Origin of the sequence: Methylobacterium nonmethylotrophicum (assembly GCF_004745635.1) — a bacterium.
In the GTDB taxonomy this organism is placed as follows: domain Bacteria; phylum Pseudomonadota; class Alphaproteobacteria; order Rhizobiales; family Beijerinckiaceae; genus Methylobacterium; species Methylobacterium nonmethylotrophicum.
This window is the reverse complement of record NZ_SRLB01000088.1, coordinates 1-1691: the sequence shown is the minus strand read 5'-3', so window position 1 is coordinate 1691 and position 1691 is coordinate 1. Positions and strand designations below refer to the sequence as shown.

General features: G+C 69.2%; 1 protein-coding gene. It reads left to right on the top strand.

Annotated features, from left to right (window positions below; genetic code table 11):
- Nucleotides 1–94 precede the first annotated feature (94 nt).
- Nucleotides 95–1630: an ISL3 family transposase gene (locus EU555_RS35885; RefSeq protein ID WP_135420154.1), complete on the top strand. Its 1536-nt coding sequence runs from the start codon at nt 95–97 to the stop codon at nt 1628–1630.
- Nucleotides 1631–1691 lie beyond the last annotated feature (61 nt).

The window sequence follows — 1691 nt, the reverse complement described above, 5'->3', positions numbered from 1 at the left end:
GGGTTCATCCGCACTTTCGGTGCTGATGGATGGGATCGGGCGTTGACGCGCATGGCAGCCGTAGGGCAGCACGATGCCGATCTCGAACCGGTCGATGCCGTCGGTTCCGGACGGCCTTCACGTCGATGATCTGACGCTGAACCCGGCCGGGTTGCTGATCACCGCCCACACCATCGCACACCAGGCGACCTGTCCGAGCTGCGGACAATCCTCGACGCGGGTGCACAGCACGTACTGGCGAACCCTCAAGGACCTGCCCTGGCACGATCGAGCCGTGAGGTGGCACCTGCGCGTGCGCCGCTTTCGCTGCAGCCACTGCCCGGGGCGGATCTTCGCCGAACCCGCAGCGGGGCTGGGTTCACGCAAAGCGCGTCGAAGCGAACGATTGGCTGAGGCGCAGACCGACATCGGCATGGTGCTCGGCGGCGAGCCCGGTGCTCGCTTGTCACGACGACTGGCGATGCCGGTCAGCGGCGACACGGTTCTGCGCCTGATCCGTCGACGCGCCATCGCCTCTTCGCCGGCGCCGCGCGTGGTCGGTATCGATGATTGGGCGTGGCGGCGCGGTCGGTCCTACGGCACCATCGTCTGCGATCTGGAACGGCGGCGCGTCATCGACCTGCTGCCCGGTCGCTCCGCGGCACCGGTGCGGGACTGGCTTGCCGCCCATCCGAGCGTCGCCGTCGTCAGCCGCGACCGCGCCGGGCCCTACGCCGAGGCTGCGCGCACAGGCGCTCCGGCGGCGATGCAGGTTGCAGATCGCTGGCATCTGCTCGTCAATGCCTCCGAGGCACTACGCAGCATCGTCGAGCGTCACCAGTCCGAGATCAGGGCCGTGGCGAGCCACTCCATGCCCGAGCCTTCTCTCCCTCCTGATCCGGCAAAGACCGAGCCCGTCCCGGAGACGAGCAGCCGGCGACGCGACCGCTGCGAGGCAGCCCTGCGGCTCCACGGCGAAGGTCAACCGACCAAGGAGATCGCCCGCCGTCTCGGGGCATCGCGCAACGCCGTGCGTCGCTGGATCCGGGCTGGCCAGTTCGTGCCCTACCGTCGTGCCCCAGGCCCGAGCCGGCTCGACCGTTACATCTGCTTCGTCGAGGCGCGCTGGCAGGACGGTCAGCGCAGCGCCACCGTTCTCCATCGCGAGTTGTGCGCGCAGGGCTTCACGGGCGGCTACGACATCGTCCGGCGCTGGGCCGCACGGCAGCAGTCGGGGGCCCCGGCTCGACCGCCCTCCGCCCGGATCCCCTCGACACGCCGCATCACCCAGTGGCTGACGGGCGATCCAGCCGTGCTGTCGCCCGAGGATCGCGCCTTCACCGAGGCACTCTGCAAGGCGGCTCCGCGCCTCAAGCGGGCCGCCGACGATGTGCGCGCCTTCGCCGATCTCCTGCATCAGGACGATCCCGCCGGACTGACGCCTTGGCTGGAGGCTACCGCCGCCACCGAGCTCGGCGGCTTCGTCACCGGGCTTCGGCAGGATGAGGATGCCGTGCGCGCGGCGATCGCCGAGCCCTGGAGCAACGGCCAGGTAGAAGGGCAGGTCAACCGCCTCAAACTGATCAAACGCAGCATGTATGGTCGTGCTAAGTTCGACCTGCTCCGCCAGCGAGTACTGCATGCCGCGTGAGCCGAGACCCCAGAGCTTGGCTGGACAAGCACCCGTCAGCACCGAAAGTGCGGATGAACCC

Excerpts from the sequence above, each read along its gene's own strand:
- EU555_RS35885 (WP_135420154.1), top strand. The coding sequence starts at position 95 with ATGCCGTCGGTTCCGGACGGCCTTCACGTCGATGATCTGACGCTGAAC.